The 20,347-nt window shown below is 72.6% G+C and carries 17 protein-coding genes; 13 read left to right on the top strand and 4 right to left on the bottom strand.

From position 1 onward, the window contains the following. From ACIA77_RS33215 to ACIA77_RS33200, 4 genes are read left to right on the top strand one after another with little or no spacing between them, the layout of a single operon-like run. A complete protein-coding gene (locus ACIA77_RS33215) occupies nucleotides 1-906 on the top strand; it encodes an NAD-dependent epimerase/dehydratase family protein (RefSeq protein ID WP_395889986.1) in 906 nt (301 codons plus the stop codon). After that, entirely contained in the window at nucleotides 890-1,669 is a 780-nt protein-coding gene (locus tag ACIA77_RS33210) for an SDR family NAD(P)-dependent oxidoreductase (protein WP_395889985.1), read from the top strand. The genes ACIA77_RS33215 and ACIA77_RS33210 overlap by 17 nt, the downstream gene beginning before the upstream one ends. A 38-nt stretch (nucleotides 1,670-1,707) precedes the next feature. Further along, a complete protein-coding gene (gene allB / locus ACIA77_RS33205; RefSeq protein ID WP_395889984.1) occupies nucleotides 1,708-3,111 on the top strand; it encodes an allantoinase AllB in 1,404 nt (467 codons plus the stop codon). Between the two features lie 36 nt (nucleotides 3,112-3,147). Further along, nucleotides 3,148-3,912, top strand: coding sequence for an SDR family oxidoreductase (locus ACIA77_RS33200; RefSeq protein WP_395889983.1), 765 nt, complete (start codon nucleotides 3,148-3,150; stop codon nucleotides 3,910-3,912). Nucleotides 3,913-3,935: 23 nt separating this feature from the next. Here the strand turns inward: ACIA77_RS33200 and ACIA77_RS33195 are convergent, their stop codons facing one another. Both ACIA77_RS33195 and ACIA77_RS33190 read right to left on the bottom strand, forming a co-directional pair. After that, nucleotides 3,936-4,184, bottom strand: coding sequence for an SDR family oxidoreductase (locus ACIA77_RS33195; protein ID WP_395889982.1), 249 nt, complete (start codon nucleotides 4,182-4,184; stop codon nucleotides 3,936-3,938). Nucleotides 4,185-4,287: 103 nt separating this feature from the next. Next, on the bottom strand, nucleotides 4,288-5,907 hold the full coding sequence (locus ACIA77_RS33190) for an IclR family transcriptional regulator (RefSeq protein ID WP_395889981.1): 1,620 nt from the start codon (nucleotides 5,905-5,907) through the stop codon (nucleotides 4,288-4,290). A 125-nt stretch (nucleotides 5,908-6,032) separates the two neighbouring features. Here ACIA77_RS33190 and ACIA77_RS33185 point away from each other — a divergent pair, with 125 nt between their 5' ends. The 7 genes from ACIA77_RS33185 to ACIA77_RS33155 are packed head-to-tail and all read left to right on the top strand — an operon-like array spanning nucleotide 6,033 to nucleotide 15,178. Then, nucleotides 6,033-7,064, top strand: coding sequence for a phosphotransferase family protein (locus ACIA77_RS33185; protein WP_395889980.1), 1,032 nt, complete (start codon nucleotides 6,033-6,035; stop codon nucleotides 7,062-7,064). 21 nt (nucleotides 7,065-7,085) lie between these two features. Next, nucleotides 7,086-8,303 (top strand): acyl-CoA dehydrogenase family protein, encoded by a 1,218-nt coding sequence (locus tag ACIA77_RS33180; RefSeq protein ID WP_395889979.1) that lies wholly within the window; start codon nucleotides 7,086-7,088, stop codon nucleotides 8,301-8,303. 1 nt (nucleotide 8,304) lies between these two features. Further along, nucleotides 8,305-9,087: an enoyl-CoA hydratase/isomerase family protein gene (locus ACIA77_RS33175; protein WP_395889978.1), complete on the top strand. Its 783-nt coding sequence runs from the start codon at nucleotides 8,305-8,307 to the stop codon at nucleotides 9,085-9,087. Between the two features lie 35 nt (nucleotides 9,088-9,122). After that, nucleotides 9,123-10,766, top strand: coding sequence for an L-lactate permease (locus ACIA77_RS33170; protein WP_395889977.1), 1,644 nt, complete (start codon nucleotides 9,123-9,125; stop codon nucleotides 10,764-10,766). Between the two features lie 22 nt (nucleotides 10,767-10,788). Then, a complete protein-coding gene (locus ACIA77_RS33165; protein WP_395889976.1) occupies nucleotides 10,789-12,891 on the top strand; it encodes an acetate--CoA ligase family protein in 2,103 nt (700 codons plus the stop codon). Nucleotides 12,892-12,950: 59 nt separating this feature from the next. After that, nucleotides 12,951-14,192, top strand: a complete 1,242-nt coding sequence (locus ACIA77_RS33160; RefSeq protein WP_395889975.1) for an MFS transporter — start codon at nucleotides 12,951-12,953, stop codon at nucleotides 14,190-14,192. Next, nucleotides 14,189-15,178 (top strand): cyclase family protein, encoded by a 990-nt coding sequence (locus ACIA77_RS33155; protein ID WP_395889974.1) that lies wholly within the window; start codon nucleotides 14,189-14,191, stop codon nucleotides 15,176-15,178. The genes ACIA77_RS33160 and ACIA77_RS33155 overlap by 4 nt, the downstream gene beginning before the upstream one ends. A gap of 4 nt (nucleotides 15,179-15,182) precedes the next feature. Here ACIA77_RS33155 and ACIA77_RS33150 read toward each other — a convergent pair whose 3' ends face one another. Then, nucleotides 15,183-15,872, bottom strand: coding sequence for a GntR family transcriptional regulator (locus ACIA77_RS33150; RefSeq protein ID WP_395889973.1), 690 nt, complete (start codon nucleotides 15,870-15,872; stop codon nucleotides 15,183-15,185). A 99-nt stretch (nucleotides 15,873-15,971) separates the two neighbouring features. On the opposite strand from ACIA77_RS33150, the gene ACIA77_RS33145 reads away from it, so the two are divergent. Then, on the top strand, nucleotides 15,972-17,138 hold the full coding sequence (locus ACIA77_RS33145; RefSeq protein ID WP_395889972.1) for a mandelate racemase/muconate lactonizing enzyme family protein: 1,167 nt from the start codon (nucleotides 15,972-15,974) through the stop codon (nucleotides 17,136-17,138). A 38-nt stretch (nucleotides 17,139-17,176) separates the two neighbouring features. Then, nucleotides 17,177-18,568 (top strand): cation:dicarboxylate symporter family transporter, encoded by a 1,392-nt coding sequence (locus tag ACIA77_RS33140; protein ID WP_395889971.1) that lies wholly within the window; start codon nucleotides 17,177-17,179, stop codon nucleotides 18,566-18,568. A gap of 9 nt (nucleotides 18,569-18,577) precedes the next feature. On the opposite strand, the gene ACIA77_RS33135 is transcribed toward ACIA77_RS33140, so the two are convergent. After that, a complete protein-coding gene (locus tag ACIA77_RS33135) occupies nucleotides 18,578-20,257 on the bottom strand; it encodes a SulP family inorganic anion transporter (RefSeq protein ID WP_395889970.1) in 1,680 nt (559 codons plus the stop codon). Between the last annotated feature and the right edge of the window lie 90 nt (nucleotides 20,258-20,347).

Here is a 20,347-nt window from a genome sequence, read left to right as displayed (position 1 = left end):
GTGTCCGGGACGACGCTCGTGACGGGCAGCACCGGGTTCGTCGGGGCGCACGTCGTCCGGGCGGTCGCCGAGCGCGGCGGCCGCGTCGTAGCCGCGGACCTGACGGCACCGCCGGCGGAAGTGCTCGCGTTGTGGGACGGCCGGGACGTCGAGTTCCGGCACCTCGACGTCCGGGTTCCGCAGGCGGTGTTCACGCAGGTGCGCCCGGACGTCGTGGTCCACGCGGCGGCGGTGACCAACGGCAGCCGAAGGACCCTTCAGGACGTGAACGTCGGCGGGACCGCCGCGGTCCTGGAGGCCGCGGGACCGGCTCACGTCGTGCACGTCTCCTCCGCGTCGGTGTACGCGGACTCGACGGCGTCGCTCCACGAGAACAGCCCGGTACGAACGAATCCCGGCCCCTATGCCGCTTCGAAGCTCGCGGCCGAGCAGCTGGCGGCCGCGGCCGGCGCCGTGATCGCGCGGGTCGCCGCGTGTTACGGACCGCTCGAACGCGACACCACGACGAGGCGGGTGATGTCGCTGCCGTTCTCCGCGGTCCGCGCGGCGCTCGCCGGTCAGGCGGTGCGCGCGGATCCGGAGTCGGCCGGGAAGTCGTTCGACCCCACCTGGGTCGGCGATGTCGCCGAGGGCATCGCGGCGCTGGCCGCCACCCCGGACCCGCCGCACCAGTTCTACAACGTCGGCTCGGGCGAGGCGGTCACGCTGGCCGATCTCGCCGACGCGGTCACCGCGGCGGTCGGCGCTCCACCGAGCGGCGCGCCCTTCCTCCTCCGGCTGCCGGACGGGCACCGCACCGGCGTGCTCGACGTGACCCGGCTGCGCGCACTGCCGGTACCCGAACCGACGCCGCTGCGCGCCGCGTTGTCCACCTACCTGGACTGGCTCCGTGATCACGCTTGCTGAAACCCCGATCGCGCCGCGGTACGCCGGCCGCCGCGCCGTGGTGACGGGCGGTGCCGCCGGCATCGGCCGCGCCATCGCCGAACGGCTCGCGCTCGAGGGCGCCGCGGTCACCATCCTCGACCGTGACCCCGAGGCGCTCGCCGGTGCCGTTTCCACGCTGGCGGGCAGCGGCCACCGCGGCCGGCTGATCGATCTGGCCGACGGTCCGGCGACGCGGGAAGCCGTGGCGGAAGCGGCCGAGGGCGGGCTGGACGTCCTCGTGCACAGCGCGGCAACCTCCGTCGGCGGGACCGCGCCCGAGCTCGACCCGCAGCGGTGGGCCGACGTGCTGGCGGTCAACCTCACCGCGGCGTTCCACCTCGCGGCGGTGGCCGTCCCGCACCTGGCGCGCGCCGGCGACGGGGCCCTGCTGCTCATCGCGAGCCAGCTCGGCCTCGTCGGCACCCGCGGTTCGGTCGCCTACACGGCGAGCAAAGGCGGCGTGGTGAACCTGACCCGGTCACTGGCCCTCGACCACGCCGGCGCCGGCGTCCGCGTCAACTGCCTGTGCCCCGGACCGACCCAAACCCCTTTCCTGGAGCGGAGTTTCGCCCGCACCGGCGACGCCGACGCGGCCCGCGCCGCGGCGCTCGGCCGAGTCCCGCTCGGCCGGTTCGGCCGGCCGGACGAGGTCGCGGCCGCGGCGGCGTTCCTGTGTTCGCCGGAGGCCTCGTTCGTCACCGGCACCACCCTCGTCGTCGACGGCGGTTACGTCGCGCAGTGAGCGCTCGTGCCGCACCAGCTTTGTGAATGAGGAGCACCGTGGAACACGACCTTGTCCTGCACGACGTGCGGCTGGTGGACGCGGCCGGCGTCCGCCCGGCGACGGTGGCCGTCACCGGCGGGCGGGTGGCCGCCGTCCTCGAACCCGGCGCGCGGCCCGCCGCGGCCGAGCACGTCGACGCCGGCGGACTGCACCTGCTGCCCGGGCTGGTCGACACGCACGTCCACCTCCGCGCGCCGGCCCGGCCCGACCGCGAGACGTTCCGCACGGGGACGGCGGCCGCGGCCGCGGGTGGCGTGACGACGATCTGCGAGATGCCCACGTCCGAACCGCCGGTCAACTCCGGGCACACGCTCGCGACCCGCGCGGCCGGACTCCAGCCGGACGCGCTCGTCGACTACGCCCTCTACGGCGGCGCGGCGTGGGAGAACCGGCACGAGATCGCCGCGATGGCCGACGCGGGCGCGGTCGCGTTCAAGACCTGGCTGCACGCCCCGGCGCCGGGGCGAGAGGCCGAGTTCACCGGACTGTCCTGTCCGGACACCGGGCGGCTGCACGTCGTCATGCGGGAAGTGGCTCGAACCGGGCTGGTGCACGCCCTGCACTGCGAGCACGAGCAGATCCTGGCCGTGGAAGGGGAATCGGCCCGGCGGCAGGACGGGGTGCCCGGTGCCGTGCACGCCGCGGCGCGGCCGCAGATCGCCGAGGACGCCTCCGTGGCGACGGTGCTCGCGCTCGCCGCGGCGACCGGCGCGCGGGTGCAACCGGTGCACGTGTCCAGCGCCGACTCAGTCGTGCTGGCGGCCGAAGCGCGCGCCCGCGGGGTCCGGGTGACCGTCGAGACGTGCCCGCACTACCTGCAGCTCGACGAGAAGGCGCTGGTGGAGTTCGGCCCGTGGGCGAAGTGCAACCCGCCGCTGCGCAGCGCCGCGACCGTCGACCGGCTCTGGGCCGAACTGCGGGCGGGCCGGGTCGACGTGATCGGCACCGACCACTGCCCGTACCGGCCCGAGGAGATCGCCACCGGCGAGGAGGACATCTTCGCGTCGCCGCCCGGGCTGCCCGGGCTCGAGACCATGCTGCCGATCCTGCTCACCGCCGTGCACGACGGCCGCCTCACCCTGCCCGACGTCGTCCGGCTCACGTCCACCCGGGCGGCCGAGATCTTCGACCTCCCCGCGAAGGGCCGCATCGCGCCGGGCGCAGACGCGGACCTCGTGCTCGTCGACCCGAGCAGCCGGTGGACCTTCCGTCCGGAGGGCTTTTCGAAGGCCGCGGCCAACGCCACGTTCCTGGACGGCACCAGCTTCACCGGCCGCGTGGTCACGACCTTCTCGCGCGGGCGGCGGATCTTCGACGACGGGCGCATCGTCGCCGAGCCGGGGCACGGGCGCTTCGTCCGGCCCGACCGCGCGCGGGTGGCCCGGCGCCGGGCCGAGTGAGTTCGTTTTCCTCGTTCGCAGTGTGAAAGGGTTTCCATGGATCTGGGACTTGCCGAACGCGTGTACCTGGTGACCGGTGGCACGAGCGGTCTCGGGCACGCCACCGCCGAAGCGCTCGTCCGCGACGGCGCGAAGGTCGTCGTGTCGTCGCGGGACGAGGCGAGGGTCGCGAAGGCAGCCGCCGAGTGGGGCTCCTCGGCGATCGGCGTCGCGGTCGACAACGCCGATCCCGACGCGCCCCGCCGGCTCACCGACGCCGCACTGGCGGCGTTCGGCCGCGTCGACGGCGCGCTCGTCAGCGTGGGCGGGCCGCCGCCGGGCGTCACGACCACCGTGTCCGACGACGCGTGGCGGCAGTCCTTCGAGAGCATCTTCCTCGGGACCGTCCGGCTGGTCCGCCACCTCGCCCCGCTCCTGGCCCGCGGCGAACCCCGCGACGACGGCGGCGCGATCGCCGTCGTCCTGTCCAGCTCGGCGAAAACCCCGCTCCCGCGGCTGTCGGTGTCCAACGGCTTGCGCGCCGGCCTGGCCATGCTGATCAAGGACCTGGCCGACGAACTCGGCCCCCAGGACACCCGCGTGCTCGGCCTCCTGCCCGGCAAGGTCCTCACCGGCCGCACCCTGGCGCTCGAGAAGGGCGATCCGCAGGCGCGCACGCGCGCCGAGGCGGCCATCCCGTTGCGCCGCCTCGGTGACCCGGCCGAATTCGGGCAGATGGCCGCCGTGCTCCTGTCCCCCGCCGCGTCGTACGTGACCGGCAGCCTGGTGTCGATCGACGGCGGGGCGATCAGGGCGCTGTGATCGCGGCCAAGGGCACCGGGTGTTCAGAGCGCCTTGATCGTGCCCCCGTCGATGAAGTGGCCGGCGCCGGTGATGTTGCCCGCGACCTCGGACATCAGGACCACGATCAGCGCCGCCACCTCGCGCGGCTCGGTGACCCGTCCGGTCGTCATGCCGGACGTCTTGGGGATCTGTTCGACGAAACCACAGGCGGCTTCCCAGATCGCCGTGCGCACCGCACCCGGCGACAACCGTGTTGACGCGCAGGCCCTGCGGCCCGAACTCCTCGGCACGAGATGGGGACGAGCCAGATCCAGCAGAAGATCATTTCGGATCGGGTGCTGCCCCGCAATCCGCTCGCGTGACCGAGCGCGTGCCCCTGCCGGGAGCCGGAGATCACGTGAACAGCGTCCCCGCCGTCAGCAAGCGGGTGAGTTCCGTGGCGGCGGCCACCGCGCGGGCCGCGTACTCCTCGGTGCGCGCGGGGTCGAAGCGGTAGTGCGGAATGGTGATCGTGATGGCGCCCGCGACGACGCCGTCGGTGAAGAACGGCGCCGCGATGCCGGAGGCTTCCGGGATGCGTTCGCCGGTGCTGACGGCGTAGCCGCGTTCGCGGACGAGGGCGAGGTCGGCCTGGAGCGTGGCGCGGTCCACCACCGTCGTGGGTGAGAAGCGCTCGAAGTGCTGGGCCGCGAACGACTCCGGGCCGCTCCAGGCGAGCACCGCCTTGCCGGCCGCGCCGGCGTGGAGCGGGGCGGTGGAGCCGAGCGGGATGACGTACTGGATGGGTTTGTCGCTGGTGCGCCCCGCTTCGAACACGACCCCTTCGGCCGCCGGGTCGTAGCGGGCCAGGTAGGCGCTTTCGTCGAGGTCGCGCACGAGTTCGGCGAGCAGGTCGGCCGCGACGGGCCCGATGCCGGTGCCGCGGCCGAGGCGGGCGGCCCAGACGAGCAGTTCCGCGCCGGCTTCGTAGCGGTCGGCGGCGAGGGGGCGGGCGAGGCCCAGGTCGGCGAGGGCGCCGAGCAGGCGGGCCGCGGTGGCGCGGCCACTGGAGATGCCCGTGGTGAGATCGTCGACGGAGAGCCCGCCGGCGGAGGAGCGCGCGAGGGCATCGAGGGCCGCGGCCACGCGCACGATGGAACGCCGTTCGGCGGACACCCCCGAGGGTTCCGCGGTGCCGGCCGGCGAAACCCGCGGATCCTGCGCGACCGGAACGGCGAGGGCCGCGGTCAGCCGGCCGGCCGCGGCCTTGACGAGTTCGCCGAGCCGCCGCAGTTCGTCCTCATCGGACAGCCGGTGCCGGGGAACCGTGATGTTGAAGGCACCCGCCGGTTCGCCGTCGCGGAAGTAGGCGGCCGCGGCGCCCGCGGCTTCGGGGATGCGCTCGGCGACGCTCGTCGCGAAGCCCTGCTCCCGCACCTGCTTCAGCTCGGTGCGCAGCAGGTCGAGGTCGCCGATCGTCGAACCGGTCAGCGCCGGACGGTCCAAAGTGGCCAGAAAATCGTCCGGAACGTTCGCCAGGATCGCCTTTCCGGCCGAACCCGCGTGCAGCGGCGACTTCGAGCCGATGCGGACGGTGTAGCGCACGGGCTTGCCGCACTCGACCGAACTCACGACACTGGCCGACTCCTCCCCCGCCGTGTACGTCAGCAGCATCGCGGTCTCGCCGGCTTCATGCTCCAGCGCCACGAGCTCGTCCTGGCCGCGGGTGAGCAGCACGTTGCGCTCGCCGAGGAACTTCGCCCACGCCAGCAACCGCGGGCCGGGGTCGTACCGGCCGTTGGGCTGCCCGCGCACGATCCGCAGGTCGCCCAGCGTCTGCAGGATCCGGTGCACCGCGCTGCGGCTGACGTCCAGGTGCGCCGCGAGCTCCCGCACGCCGGTGTCGCCGTCCTGGCGCGCGATGACGGCGTCGAGCACCGCGAACACCCGCCCGGTCATCCCGAGCGCGCGGAACCGCGGCTGCCCCTCGACCGCCACACCCTGCCCGCTCATGCCCTGTCCCCGTGCGCTCACCTGATTCCCCTCCGCGGCCACTGTAACCAGCCACCTTGACAACCCGCGCCTGCCGGGGCCAGGATCCTCCACAAGTTCGGGACGCTGTCCCGATTTTATCTCCCTCAGTGGTCAGGAGGTCGAAGGTGGCGAACCAGGAGGCGCCGGGCGTGGACGTCGCGGCGCTCACGACGTGGTTGGCCGGACAGGGCAGCGCCGTCGAACCGCCGATCACGGTGACGACGATCTCCGCGGGCCGGTCCAACCTCACGTTCTCGGTGCGCGACGCCACCGGCGCGCAGTACGTGCTGCGCCGGCCTCCGCTGGGCGCACTCGAATCGGGCGCCCACGACGTCGGCCGCGAACGGCGCATCCTCTCCGCGCTCAGCACCACCGCGGTCCCGGTGCCGGCGCCGATCGCCGAGTGCACCGACCCGGACGTGCTCGGCGCGCCGTTCTTCCTGATGGACTTCGTGCCCGGCCGGACGCTGAGCCCGGACACCGCCGCGGCGCTGTCCCCCGAGGTCAAACGCACGATCGGCCGGCGGCTGCCGGAGGTCCTCGCCCGGCTGCACGCCCTGGACGTCACGGAGATCGGGCTGGGTGAGCTGCGCCGGGACCGCGGTTACGTCGAACGCCAGCTGCGCCGCTGGCAGCGGCAGTTCGACGCGCTGGACGTGCCCACCGCGAGCCCGCTGCGGGCCGTCGCGGGCCGGCTCGCCGCCCGGGTGCCCGCGCCGCAGGGCACGTCCCTGCTGCACGGCGACTACAAGGCCGAGAACGTGCTGCTGACCCCCGAGGGCGACGTGGCGGCCGTGCTCGACTGGGAGCTCACCTCCGTCGGCGACCCGCTCGCCGACCTGGGCTGGCTGCTCGTCTGGTGGGCGCTGCCGGACAACCCCGGCAAGTGGATCTCCCCGCCCGCCACGCTCGCGGGCGGCTTCCCCGGCCACGCCGACCTCGTCGACGCGTATGCCGCCCGGTCCCCCCTCGACGTCTCCGACCTGCCGTACTACGTCGCGTTCTCCTACTGGCGCCTCTCGTGCATCAACACCACCACCCGCGCGCGCTTCGTCGCCGGGGCGATGGGCGACAAGGAGCTGGACGTGGCCGCGCTCGACGCGCAGGTCGAGTGGCAGCTGACCGAAGCGCTGCAGTCACTGGCCCACGCGGGCTGACCCGACAAGACGGAGCACCGAATGGATTTCTCGCTTTCCCCGCAGGCGACCGAGCGCCTGGCCCAGGTCCGGTCGTTCATGGCGGACCTCGTCTACCCCGCCGAGCCGGTGTACGCGCGGCAGCGCGACGAGCTGATCGCGGCGGGCCGCACCCACGACGTACCCCAGGTCCTGGAAGACCTCATCGCGGCCGCGCGCGAACGCGGGCTGTGGAACCTGTTCCTCCCCGACGAATCCCACCTGACCAATGTGGACTACGCCGTGCTCGCGGAGGAGACGGGCCGCTCGCCGTTCATCGCGCCCGCGGCCATGAACTGCCTGTCCCCCGACAGCGGCAACATGGAGCTGCTGCACCTGTTCGCCACCGACGAGCAGCGCGAACGCTGGCTGAACCCGTTGCTGGACGGCACGATCCGCTCCGGGTTCTCGATGACCGAGCCGGACGTGGCCTCCTCCGACGCCACCAACATCGCCACCTCGATCGTGCGCGACGGCGACGAGTACGTGATCAACGGCCGCAAGTGGTTCACCACCGGTGCCGCCGATCCGCGCTGCCGGCTGCTGATCGTGCTGGGCAAGAGCGATCCCGACGCGCCGAAGCACCGCCAGCACTCGATGGTCCTCGTGCCCCTCGACACGCCCGGGGTGAAGGTCGAACGCGCGCTGCCGGTGTTCGGGTTCCGCGACCAGCAGGGCCACTGCGAGATCAGCTACACCGACGTCCGCGTGCCCGTGGGCAACCTGCTGGGCGAGCAGGGTCACGGGTTCGCCGTCGCGCAGGCGCGCCTCGGGCCCGGCCGGATCCACCACTGCATGCGGGCGGTCGGCATGGCCGAGCGGGCGCTGGAACTCGCCTGCAAACGCGCGTTGTCGCGCACCGCGTTCGGCGGCCCGCTGGCCGACCAGGGGGTCGTGCGCCAGCAGATCGCCGAATCGCGCATGGAGATCGAGCAAGCCCGGCTGCTGGTGCTGCGCACGGCCTGGCTGATCGACGAGGTGGGCGTGCGCAACGCGCGCTCCGACATCGCGGCCATCAAGGTCGTCGCGCCGCGCGCGGCGCTGAGCGTGCTCGACCGGTCGATCCAGATCCACGGCGGAGCCGGCGTGACCGACGACTTGCCGCTGGCCGAGATCTGGAGCCGTGCCCGGACGCTGCGCATCGTCGACGGGCCCGACGAAGTGCACATCCGCACCGTCGCCCGCCAGGAGCTCAAGCGCTACCAGACGGCGGAGCACTGACGTGGCGGATCTGGAGTTCGAGGTCACCGACGGCGTCGGGACCATCCTGCTGAACCGGCCCGAGCGCAAGAACGCCTTCACGCTCGCCATGCTCGAGCAGTGGGTGCGCATCATCGAGGACGCGCGCACCGACGACGCGATCCGCGTGCTCGTGGTCACCGGGGCCGGCGGCGCGTTCTGCTCCGGGGTCGACCTCGGCGTGTTCGACGACGAGACGCGCACCCCGCTCAAGGACAAGACGCTGCTGACCGATCGCGTGCACCGGATCGCCTACGCGCTGGAGGACTTCGACAAGCCGGTGATCGCGACGGTCGACGGGGTCGCCGTGGGCGCCGGGATGGATTTCGCGCTCATGGCCGACCTCCGCCTCGCCTCGGCGTCGGCGCGGTTCTCCGAGGGTTACGTGCGCGTCGGGCTCGTGCCCGGCGACGGCGGGTGTTACCTGCTGCCCCGGCTCGTCGGCCTGTCCCGCGCGCTGGAGCTGCTGTGGACCGGCGACTGGGTCGGCGCCGAAGAGGGCAAACGCATCGGGCTGGTCAACCACGTCTACCCCGACGCCGAGTTCGCCGAACGCACCCGGGCGTTCGCGGCCAAGCTCGCCGCGGGACCCCCGCTCGCCCTGCGCACCATCAAGCGCGCGACCTACCAGAGCAGCCGCACGGACCTGCGGACCGCGCTCGACCTCATTTCGTCGCACCAGGCCGTGATCCAGTCCACTCGCGACTCCGCGGAGGCCCTGACCGCCTTCCGGGAGAAGAGAACCCCGCTCTTCGAAGGCCACTGACCCCACCGGCCCCGGTCCCCCACTGGAGAACAACGTTGTTCACACAGATCCTCGTCCCGGTCGGCGGCTCGCTGACCCTGTCCGCCCTCCTGGCGGCCATCCCGCTGCTGCTCCTGATCGTGCTGCTCGGCGTGTTCAAGACTCCCGCCCGGATCGCCGCGCCCGCCTCGCTGATCGCTGCGCTGGCCGTCGGCGTCGTCGCGTTCCGGCTCCCGGCGTCCATCGCGTTCTCCGGTGCCGCGGAAGGCATCGTCTACGGGATCTTCCCGATCCTGTGGGTCGCGATCAACGCCATCTGGCTGCACAAGGTCACCGAACTGCGCGGGCATTCGGCCGCCCTGCGCACCGCGTTCACGCGGGTCAGCGACGACCGCCGCGTGCAGGCGATCCTGGTGGCGTTCTGCTTCGGCGCCGCGCTGGAGGGCCTGGCCGGTGGCGGTGCCCCGGTCGCGATCTGCGCCGTGATCCTGATGGCGCTGGGCCTGTCGCCGATCAAGGCCGCCGCCGCGTGCCTGATCGCGGACACGTCGCCGGTCGCCTTCGGCGCGCTCGGCCAGCCCATCGACGTCCTGGCCACGCAGACCGGGCTGCCCGTGCACGACCTGGCCGTGATGATCGGCCGGCAGACGCCGTTGCTGGCTTTGTTCATCCCGCTCGTGCTGGTTCTCGTGGTCGACGGGAAGACCGGGCTCAAGCAGCGGTGGGGCGTCGCCCTCGCGGCGGGTGTCTCGTTCGCCGCGGTCCAGTGCGCCGCGTCGGTGTTCCTCACGCCGGCGCTCGTGGACACGGTCGCGGCTGTCGTGTCCGGGGTGGTCACCGTGCTCGTCGCGCGGGCCAGTCGCGTCGCCACCACGGCCGCGGTGTCGCAGCGCTCGATGGTCACGGCGGGCGGGGGCGACTTCGCCGCGCCGCCCGCCGGTGAGTCCACAGAGGACGGTGAGCAGCCGTCCGTGCTGGCCGCGCTCACGCCGTACCTGCTGATCGTGGCCGTGGTGATCATCGCGAACCTGCCCGGGGTGTCGGACCTGATCGCATCGCTCACCACCAAGGTGCACTGGCCCGGGGCCGATGTGCTCGGCTCGGACGGCAAACCCTTGTCCATCGCGAAAATCAGCTTCGCGTGGGTCGGGGCGCCCGGTTCGCTCGTGCTCATCGCCGGGCTGCTGAGCCTGCCGGTGCTGGGCGTCGGGCTCGGGCGCGCGGCCCGGGTGTGGCTGGCGAACCTGGGGCAGCTGCGCTGGGCGATCTTCACGGTGTGCTGCGTCATCGCGCTGAGCTACGTGATGAACCTGTCCGGCCAGACCACCACGCTCGGCGTCTGGCTCGCCGGCGCCGGAGCGGCGTTCCCGCTGGTGTCGCCGGTGATCGGCTGGATCGGCACCGTGCTGACCGGCTCCGACACCTCCAGCAACACACTCTTCGGCCTGCTGCAGTACACCACCGCCCACCACGCGGGCCTGTCCGACGTGCTGCTGACCTCCGCCAACAGCAGCGGCGGGGTGGTCGGCAAGGCGGTGTCGCTGCAGAACCTGGCGATCGCCGCGGTCGCCGTGGGGCTCGGCGGCAAGGAGGGTGTGCTCTTCCGCCGCACCATCGGCTGGACGGTGGTGATGGTCGTGGTGCTGTCCGTGCTCGTGTACCTGCAATCCACTCCCGTGCTCGGCTGGCTGGTCCCCTGACCGGCCCGAAAGGACCCCTTTGATGCCCGTTGCCTCCGCCCCCCACTGGGCGCAGCGCCTGCTGCACCCGCGCTCGGTCGCGATCGTCGGCGCGTCCGCCCGGCCCGGGAGCATTTCCACGCAGGCGCTCGCGAACCTGCGGGACTTCGGTTACGCGGGGCGCGTGCTGCCCGTCAACGCGAAGTACACCGAGCTCGACGGGCTGCCGTGTTACCCCTCGCTCGACGCCGCGCCGGGCCCGGTCGACCTCGCGCTGATCCTGGTGCCGGCGGCCGCGGTGCCGGGCGCGATCGAGGACTGCGTGCGCGCCGGCGTCGGGACGGCGGTGGTGTTCTCGTCGGGGTTCGGTGAACTCGGTGCCGAAGGCCTGGCCGTGCAGCGGCGCATGGCCGAGGCCGCGCGCGCCGGCGGCGTGCGCCTGCTCGGACCCAACTGCCAGGGCCTGATCTACCGCCCGGCCAGCCTGGTCGCGACCTTCAGCGAAGCCGCGCAGGCGGGGCTCGGTGAGTCGAGCGGCATCGCCTACGCCGGGCAGAGCGGCGCGATCGGCGGCTCGTTCCTCGGGCTCGCGCGTGAACGCGGCATCGGGCTCACCGCGTGGGCCAGCAGCGGCAACCAGGCCGACCTCGGGGTGGCCGACCTCGCCGCCGGGTTCCTGGAAGAGGACGAAGTCCGCGTCGTCGCGATGTACTTGGAGGCGATCCCGCCGGGGGCGCAGTGGCGGCAGCTCACCGCGCGGGCGCGGGAACTGCGCAAGGACCTGGTGGTGCTGCGGTCCGGGCGGTCGGCTGCCGGGCGGCGCGCGGCCGCGTCGCACACCGGCGCCATGATCGGGCCGGACACGGCGTTCGAGCTGGTGTCCGCGGAGCACGGCGTGATCGGCGTGACCGACGTCGACCAGCTGCTGGACACCGTGGTGGAGCTCGCCGCGGGCAAACGGCTGCGCGGACCGGCGGTGACCGTGGTGACGAGTTCCGGCGGCGCCGGCGGGATCGCGGCGGACTGGCTGGAGGAAGCCGGGTTGCGCGCCGGCGAGCTCGCCGGCGGCACGCGCCGCGAACTCGAGCAGTTCATCCCCGCGTACGGCTCGACGAGCAACCCGGTGGACGTGACCGCGCAGCTGTTCTCGCAAGACGACGACGCGGTGTTCGACGTGTGCCGGACGATCCTCGACGATCCGGGCACCGACGTCCTGATGGTGATCATGACGAACGTGACCGGTGCCCGCGCGGCCCGCGTGGCCCGGCAGCTCGTCGAGGCGGCCGACGGCTCGCCCAAACCGCTCGGCGTGGTGTGGCTCGCCGACGGGAACCAGATCGCCGAGGCGACGAAGATCCTGCGAGAGCACCACGTTCCGCTGCACGATTCGATCGGGCGCAAGGCCCACGTGCTGGCCCGGCTGCACCGGGCCGGCGCCGCGCGGCCGCCGGCCCGGGCCGAACCGGTGGCCGCCCCCGCCGGAGGGTTCGCGGGCACGGGCGTGGTCACCGAGGCCGCGGGCGCCCCGCTGCTGGACGCGCTGGGCGTACCCCGGCCCGACGGTGTGCTCGTCACGAGTGCGCAGGAGGCGGCCGAAGCGGCGGCCCGGCTCGGCGGCCGGGTGGTGCTCAAGGCGCAGTCCCCCGGCCTCACGCACAAGTCCGAAGCCGGCGGGGTGCGCGTCGGGGTGACCGACGCGGCGAGCGCGTATCGGGAAGTGGTCGACGCCGTGCGCGCCGCCCGGCCGGACGTCGTGCTCGACGGAATCCTCGTGCAGCGCCTGGTTCCGCCGGGGATCGAACTGCTCGTCGGCGTCGAGGGAGCCGCCGACGGCTACCCGCCGGTGGTGACCATCGGCTTCGGCGGGGTGACGGCCGAGATCTACCAGGACGTGGTCACCGGGCTCGCCCCGCTGTCGGAATCCGACGTGCGGGACCTGCTCACCCGGCTGCGCGGGGCGCCGCTGCTGCGCGGCTACCGCGGCCGGCCGGGCGCCGACGTGGCCGCCGTGGCCGGCACCGTGGCGGCCCTTTCGCACTACGCGGCCGGCCTCGGTGACCGGCTCGCCGAACTCGAGATCAACCCCCTCATCGCCCGCCCGGACGGGGTCAGCGCGGCTGACCTGGTGCTGCGCTTCACCGAATAGCTCCACCCCTCCAGTGCTCCACCGGCCCGCAACGACGCGAAGTTTCGGAAGGAGTGGTCATGGCGTCCGTCCTGACCAAGGTCCCCCCGCTCACCCTCGACCGTCCGCAACGCCGGGTCTTCTGGGCCACGTTCGCGGGCTGGGGCCTCGACGGGTTCGACTACATGCTCTACACGCTGGCCATCGGCGCGGTGAGCATCGCGTTCGGACTGAACCACGAGCAGGCCGGCCTCATCGGCACGGTCACGCTGCTGTTCTCCGCGTTCGGCGGCATCGTCGCCGGCACGCTGTCCGACCGCTTCGGGCGCGTGCGCATCCTGGCGGCGGCGATCTTCCTGTACTCGCTGTTCACCGCCCTGTCCGGGATCGCGAGCAGCTTTCCCGAACTGCTGGTGTACCGCGCGGTGGAGGGACTGGGTTTCGGCGGCGAATGGGCCGTCGGCGCGGTGCTCATCTCGGAGGTCATCCCCGCGAAGAAGCGCGGCGCGGTCGCCGGGTTCGTCCAGGGCGCGTGGTCGTTCGGCTGGGCGCTGGCGGTGATCGCGTCGGTGCTGATCCTGCCGAACTTCGGCGCTCTCGGCTGGCGCATGATGTTCTGGGTCGGCTTGCTCCCGGCGGTGGCCGTGATCTACATCCTGCGCAAGGTGCCCGAATCGCCGGTCTGGCTGGCAGCGCGCCGGACCCGCGAGGCCAAGGCGCCGATCAGCCTCGGGCTGATCTTCCGGCGCAAGATCCTCCGCTCCACGATCCTGGCGACGCTGCTCTCGATCGGCATGCAGAGCGGGTACTACGCGATCTTCACGTGGCTGCCCACCTACCTGTCCGAAAGCCGCGGGCTGAACGCGGTCGGCGCGGCCGGTTACCTCGTGTTCGTGATCGCCGGCTCGTTCCTCGGTTACGTCGCCGCGGGATTCGCCAACGACCGGTTCGGCCGCAAGCCGACGTTCGCCGTGTTCGGGGTGCTCAGCGCGGTCACGGTGGTGGTCTACGCCTACGCGCGCATCCCGTCCGGCCTCGTGATCTACGTCGGCTTCCCGCTGGGGTTCTTCGGGTCCGGCATCATCAGCGGGTTCGGCCCGTTCCTCGCGGAGCTGTTCCCCAGCGAGATGCGCGGCGCCGGGCAGGGGTTCTGCTACAACGTCGGCCGCGGCGTCGCCGCGCTGGCCCCGGCGGTGGTCGGCGCGCTCGCCGGCAGCTACGGCCTCGGGACCGGGATCTCGCTGTTCGCCGCCAGCGCCTACGGTCTGTTCCTGATCGCGCTGGTGTTCCTGCCCGAGACCCGCGGCCGGGAGCTCGCGTGAGCCCGCGGAAGGAGAACGACGTGCCGGTTCCGGACTACCGCGATCTGCGCGCCCGCGACGACGGTCCGGCCGGGTCCAGCTGGGGCCTGTTCGACCGGACGCCCGAGCGCGGGATGGCGAACTTCGCCCAGGCGTCGCACGTGGTCGAGGCGGCCGGTTTGGTGCGCCGCGGCACGGTGTTCAACCTGGACTACCCGCTCGACGCGTTCGACCCTTCAGTGGTGTGGCGGACGCCGCCGGAGCAGACGATCACGTCCTCGCACGCCGACCAGCGCGACGACTACGTCGACCACCTCTGGCTGCAGGCGAGCTCCCATGTGGACGGTCTGCGGCACCGCCGCCACCACGACGCCGGATTCTACCAAGGGGTTCCCGACGCCGAGGTCCGCCCTGGCACCCCGGCGCTGGGCGTGCAGCGGTGGGCCGAAGAGCCGATCGTCGGCCGCGGCGTGCTCGTGGACCTCGCGCGCTACCGGGAGGCGCTGGGCCGGCCCATCGACCACGCGGCCGGCGAACCGCTGCCGCTGGGCCTCGTCGAGGAGACCCTGTCCTGGCAGGGCGTGAGCCTGCGCGAGGGAGACCTGCTCCTGCTGCGCACCGGCTGGGCGGAATGGTACCTGTCCGAATTGGACACGGCGGGCCGCGAGGCGATCGGGCAGACGCCCCGCTGCACCGGGCTCGCGCAGTCCCGGGAGCTGGTCGCGTGGCTCTGGGACCACCGCCTCGCCCTCGTCGCGTCCGACACCTTCGCCCTGGAGGCGATGCCACCGCCCCCGGATCCGCGGTTCGGCGGCCCCCACGAACCGGGCATGGTGCACCAGGACCTCATCGGCCTGCTCGGCCTGCCCCTCGGCGAGCAGTGGAAGCTCGACGCGCTGTCGGCGCACGCCGCCGGCGGCGGCGGTTACACCTACCTCGTGGTGGTCAAACCCTTGAACCTCGTCGGCGGCGTGGGGTCGCCGGCGAACGCGGTCGCCCTCTGCTGAGGCCCTAACCGGCCGCCGTCCCGGCACGCTCGCGCTGCTCCAGCGCTTCGATCGCCGACGCCAGCAGGCTGCGCTCGATGTGACTGTGCATCAGCGCGCGCGCCCCGACCTCGTCGCGCGCGGCGACGAGGTCGACCAGCTGGCGGTGTTCCTGGTGGTCGCGCGTGCGGGGCTCGTTGCCGGGCGGGAGTTCCAGCCCGGCGCGGCGGTAGCGGTCCGTCTTGTCCCAGATGTCGTCGAGCAGGCGGATCAGCGTGGCGTTGTGGGACGCCACGTACAGCGCCCGGTGGAAGGCCCGGTGCGCGGTCAGCGCCTCTTCGCCCCATTCGCGGGTGACGGGCAGCAACCGGGCCACCGCGGCGCGCAGGGCCGACAGATCGTCGTCGGTGCGCCGCTGCGCCGCGTACATCGCGGCGGTCGGGTCGAGCGACAGGCGCACCTCGAAGAGCTGGCGGGCCTCCGCCGCGCTCATCCCGGCCACCCGGGCGTCGCGGTGGGCGTCGAGGTGGATGAGGCCTTCGCTGGACAGCCGGCGGATCGCCTCCCGCAGCGGGGTGAGGCTCATGCCCAGGTCGCCGGCGAGCTCGTTCTGCTCGAGCCGCGAGCCGGGCCGCAGGGCGCCCGACAGGATGCGGCCGCGCAGCTCGGCGTAGGCGACCTCGCCCTTGCTCGAGAACACGTTCGCGCTGCTCATCGACCCCTGCACCCTCCCTGGCGGAAACCGAGGCTTGTGCTTCGGCCTCCGGAGACTTTAGCATCCGGTTGGAATTTATAATTTATAAGAGAGGCCCGGATGAAGATCCTCGACGTGCACGAAGGCGTCATCCCGATCAGCTCGTCGATCCGCAACGCCTGGATCGACTTCAGCTCGATGGACTGCTCCATCGTCGCGGTGGTGTCCGACGTCGTGCGCGACGGCGAGCCGGTGGTCGGGTACGGCTTCAACTCCAACGGCCGCTACAGCGCGGGCGAAATCCTGCGGCGCCGCGTCGTCCCCCGCCTGCTCGCCGCCGACCCGGACGCCCTGCTCGCCGAAGACGGGCAGCTCGACCCCACGCGGGCGTGGGATTTCATGATGGCCAACGAAAAGCCGGGCGGGCACGGCGAGCGTTCGGTGGCCGTCGGCGTGGTCGACATGGCCCTGTTCGACCTCGCCGCGAAGCTCGCCGGGCAGCCGCTGTACCGCTGGCTGTCCGACCGCTACGGCGACGGCGCGCCGGACGACGACGTGTTCGTCTACGCCGCCGGCGGCTACTACGCGCCCGGCAAGACCCTGCGGGACCTGCAGGACGAGATGAAGGGCTTCCTCGACCAGGGCTACCGCGTGGTCAAGATGAAGATCGGCGGTGCGGACCTGGCCGAGGACCTCGAGCGGATCGAAGCCGTGCTCGACGTCCTCGGCGGCGACGGCTCGCGGCTCGCGGTGGACGTCAACGGCCGCTTCGACCTCGCCACCGCCCTCGAGTACGGCCGCGCGATCGAGCCCTACGGCCTGTTCTGGTACGAGGAGATCGGCGACCCGCTCGACTACGGCCTCAACGCGGTGATCTCCGAGCACTACGCGGGCCCGATCGCCACCGGCGAGAACCTGTTCTCCCTGCAGGACGCCCGCAACCTCATCCGCTACGGCGGGATGCGCCCCGACCGCGACTACCTCCAGTTCGACCCGGCGCTGGGCTACGGGCTCACCGAGTACCTGCGCATCCAGGACATGCTCAAGCAGCACGGCTGGTCCTCGCGCCGCTGCATCCCCCACGGCGGTCACCAGTTCTCCCTGCACATCGCCGCGGCGCTCAAGCTCGGCGGCAACGAGTCCTACCCCGGCGAGTTCCAGCCGACCGGGGGGTTCGCCGACGGCGCGGTCGTCGAGAACAGCCGGGTCGGTCTCACCGCAACGCCGGGCATCGGCTTCGAGGAGAAAGCCGCGTTCTTCCGGGTGCTGCGCCAGTTGCACAGCTGAAGGTCCCCCCGTCACAACGTCGTGCGAAGGAGCAACTCATGCCGTCCACCGCCCCCGCGGCCCGATCGCGCGTGCGCAGCCTGCTCGGGCAGCTGTGGTTCCAGGTGATCGTCGCCGCGGTGCTGGGCATCGCCGTCGGGTTCCTGTTCCCGAAGGCGGGCCCGGCGCTCAAACCGCTCAACGACTGGTTCATCTCGCTGGTGAGCATGATCGTCGTGCCGGTCGTCTTCTGCGTCGTCACCACCGGCATCGCGTCGATGGACAACCTGCGCAAGGCGGGCCGCATCGGCGGCAAGGCGATCGGCTACTTCGTGGTGCTGTCACTGGTGTCCATGCTGATCGGGCTCGTGGTCGCGAACGTGTTCAAACCCGGGTCCGGGATGCACATCGATCCCGCCACGCTGGATCCCAGCGGGGTCCCGAAGGCGGCCACGCAGGACCACGCGTCGTTCACCGGCTTCGTCTCCAGCCTCATCCCGGACTCGCTGTTCGGCGCGATCACGAGTGACAACATCCTCGCCACCCTGCTCGTGTCCATCGTGTTCGGCGCCGCGCTCAACCTGGCCGGCCCGTCCGGCGCGCCCTTGACGCGCGGCATCACGGCCCTGTCGGGCGTGGTCTTCCGGATCGTCCGCTGGGTCATGCGGCTCGCGCCGTTCGGCACCTTCGGGGCGCTGGCTTCGGTCGTGGCGACCTACGGCGCGGAAAGCCTGCAGCAGCTGCTGTACCTGATCCTGCTGTTCACCGGCACGTGCGTGGTCTACATCCTGGTGGTGCTCGGCTCGATCATGCGCGCCTGCCGGCTCGGCCTGTTCGCGCTGATGCGGCTGCTGAAGGACGAGCTGCTGGTGGCGCTGTCGACCTGCTCGAGCGAGGCGGTGCTGCCGCAAATGGTGCGCAAGCTCGAGATCCTCGGCGCCGGGCGGCCGGTGGTCGGCATCGTGGTGCCGTCCGGGTTCTCGTTCAACCTCGACGGTTCCGCCATCTACCTCACGATGGCGTCGCTGTTCCTCGCGCAGGCCCTGGGAATGGACCTGAGCTGGCAGCAGCAGCTGACCATGGTCGGGGTGATGATGCTGACGAGCAAGGGCACGGCGGGCATCGCCGGTGGCGCGTTCATCGTGCTGGCCTCCAGCATGACGGCCGTCGGCCACATGCCGCTGGCCGCGCTCGCCCTGATCGTCGGCATCGACCGCATCCTCAACGAGGGCCGGGTGTTCATCAACGTCCTCGGCAACGCCGTCGCGACGATCGTGATCGGCAAGTGGGAGAACGACTTCGACCAGGACAAGGCCCGCCGGGTCCTGTCCGCGCGCGGCGCGGCACTGGCCGAACTCGAGGCCGAGTACGACGCGGCGCAGCGCACGGGCACCGCGCCGGCGGCCGAACCGGCGCCCGTCACCAGCGGCGCGCAGGCCGCCGACCGCTGACGGGCGCCGTCAGCTCTGCGCCACGCCCCAGGCGCGGTAGGCGCCGACCGCGGTGGGCAGGGTCGGGAAGATGCGGTCCTCCCCCACCTTCTCGACCAGCCCCGCCGCAACCAGATCGTCCCGCAGGTCCTGCTTGACCCGGGCCAGCGCGAACACGACCCCCCGGCGCCCGAGTTCCTCGCGCAGCTGGTCGAGGGCGTCGGCGGCGGTCACGTCGATCTCGACGTTGGCCTCGGTGTTGAGCACGAACCACCGCACCGGCCCGGACACCTCGCCGTTCGCCGCGGCGAGGGCGCGGTGGCGGAAGTCCTCCGCGTTGGCGAAGCACAACGGTGCGTCGTAGCGGTAGACGACGAGCCCCGGTTCGGTCGCCGCCTCGGGGTAGTCGTCGACGTCGTGCATCCCGGCGAGGCCCGGCACGACGCCGAGGATCCCGTCGTGCGGCCGGGCGATCCGCCGCAGGAGGTCCAAGATGGACAGTCCCACCGCGGCGAGCACACCGTAGATCACGCCGAGCCCCAGCACGCCCGCCGTGGTCAGCAGGGCGAGCACGAGTTCACTGCGGCGGAACCGCGCGAACCGGTGCAGTTCCTTCACGTTGACGAGGTAGGTGGCGGCGAAGATCACCAGCGCCCCGAGCGCCGCCCGCGGGAACTGCGCCAGCAGCGGGCGCGCGAACACCACCACGAGTACCACGGTCACCAGCGCGACAAGGGAGTACAGCTGCGTGCGGCTCCCCGCCGCGGAGCCCAGTGCCGTCCGGCTTTGGCTACTGCTGATGGGAAACCCGTGCAGCAGACCGGCGGCCACGTTGGTTCCGGCGAGGGCGCGCAGCTCCTGGTTCGCGTCGATCTCCTCGTCGCGCCCGGCGGCGAATGCCCGCGCGGTGAGGACGTTGTCCGAGAAGGCGACGATCGCGATGCCGACGGCGGGCACGATCAGCTGCCCCACCTCGTCGAACGAGAAGCCCGAGACCGCCGGGGGCAACCCGGCGGGCAGCTCGCCGACGACGTCGATGTCCGGGGGTTGCACGAGTGCCACGAGCAGCGTCGCGGCCGCGATCGCCACGAGTGGTCCGGGCACCCGGGGCGCGAACCGCTGCAGGAGGAACAGCACCAGCAGCACCCCCGCGGCGAGGGCGACGGTCGGCCAGTGGATCTGCCCGAGCTGGGCGAAGAACGAGCCGAGCTCGGCCCAGAACCCCTCGCCCTCCACGGGTACGCCGGTGACGTTGCCGAGCTGTCCCACGACCATCAGCACCGCGATCCCGGCCATGTAGCCGGTGAGCACCGGCTTCGAGAGGAGCTCGGCCAGCACACCCAGGCGCGCCAGAGAGGCCGCGAAACACAGCACGCCGACGAGCACCGCGAGCACCGCCGCCAGCGTCGCGTAGTGCCCGGGGTCGCCCACGGCGAACGGCGCCAGCACGGCGGCGGTCATCAGCGCCGTCGTCGACTCGGGCCCGACCGACAGCCGGCTCGACGAACCCAGCAGGGCGTAGACCGCCAGCGGCCCGACCGCGGCCCACAGCCCGGCGGCCGGGGGCAGCCCGGCGACCTCGGCGTACGCCATCACCTGCGGCACGAGGTAGGCCGCGACCGTCACGCCGGCGATGACGTCGCCCCGCAGCCACGTTTTCCGGTATCCGCGCAGGTGCGCGACTCCCGGCAGCACGGCGGACAGCTTCATCCACCGAGCGTGCTCGCCGGCGCGCGCCGGGGCTGCTGCCGGAGGTCCCCGGCATTCGGGGACTTCCGGCCGTGGTCAGCGCGGCGCCGG

The sequence above is a fragment of the Amycolatopsis sp. NPDC051903 genome, assembly GCF_044452505.1.
GTDB lineage: Bacteria > Actinomycetota > Actinomycetes > Mycobacteriales > Pseudonocardiaceae > Amycolatopsis.
This window is presented reverse-complemented; position numbering and strand designations above follow the sequence as displayed.

Bases quoted from the DNA above. Each gene is read 5' to 3' on its own strand.
- ACIA77_RS33200 (WP_395889983.1), top strand. From the start codon at position 3,148: ATGGATCTGGGACTTGCCGAACGCGTGTACCTGGTGACCGGTGGCACG.
- ACIA77_RS33180 (WP_395889979.1), top strand. From the start codon at position 7,086: ATGGATTTCTCGCTTTCCCCGCAGGCGACCGAGCGCCTGGCCCAGGTC.
- ACIA77_RS33165 (WP_395889976.1), top strand. From the start codon at position 10,789: ATGCCCGTTGCCTCCGCCCCCCACTGGGCGCAGCGCCTGCTGCACCCG.
- ACIA77_RS33160 (WP_395889975.1), top strand. From the start codon at position 12,951: ATGGCGTCCGTCCTGACCAAGGTCCCCCCGCTCACCCTCGACCGTCCG.
- ACIA77_RS33150 (WP_395889973.1), bottom strand. From the start codon at position 15,872: ATGAGCAGCGCGAACGTGTTCTCGAGCAAGGGCGAGGTCGCCTACGCC.
- ACIA77_RS33145 (WP_395889972.1), top strand. From the start codon at position 15,972: ATGAAGATCCTCGACGTGCACGAAGGCGTCATCCCGATCAGCTCGTCG.
- ACIA77_RS33140 (WP_395889971.1), top strand. From the start codon at position 17,177: ATGCCGTCCACCGCCCCCGCGGCCCGATCGCGCGTGCGCAGCCTGCTC.
- ACIA77_RS33135 (WP_395889970.1), bottom strand. From the start codon at position 20,257: ATGAAGCTGTCCGCCGTGCTGCCGGGAGTCGCGCACCTGCGCGGATAC.